This is a genomic window from Vibrio sp. 1402 (assembly GCF_033340275.1).
Genome location: NZ_JAWOWE010000741.1, coordinates 1 through 511, shown reverse-complemented (window position 1 = coordinate 511; position 511 = coordinate 1). Strand labels below are relative to the sequence as shown.

At 41.5% G+C, this 511-nt stretch carries 1 pseudogene; it reads right to left on the bottom strand.

What is annotated here, in order from left to right:
- A pseudogene (locus R7044_RS28230) lies at positions 1-511 on the bottom strand (hypothetical protein); the annotation flags it as partial.

The following is a 511-nucleotide window of genomic DNA, read 5'->3' as shown; positions in this document are numbered from 1 at the left end:
ATAGGCACATATAGGCCCCTGGCACAGTTAGCAGCAGCACTGACCCAATTGTTGACTGGTAAGCCTTTACGTCTCCGGTTGCTTGTATAGCCGTTTGAAGACCAACCGTCGTAAGGTTTACAAACGCAAGAACTAAAAATAGCTTGATAAAAGTCAGTACACCATCAGGATAATCGCCCAACCATATCGACAACATAAAATCTGTTTCAAAAAAGATCGGCAGCGCGATGACTGAGTAAAGCAACAAGCTAAAACGGCTTGCTAACATGGATAAGTGGAGCATTTCCTTCCTATTACCCTTGCTTTCTGCCTTTACGATTCGTGGATTGAATGCTTTCATGATGTTAATGCTAAATTCCTTTAGCTTTCCATTTACTTGAACAGCAATGGCATAAACAGAATTGATATAAACGCCAAAGAAATGATTAAGCACAACAGCTAAGCCTTGAACTCTAGCAACGCCACAAATGGCGCCAAACGAGTTCCAACTAGTGAAGCCAATCATTTCTTT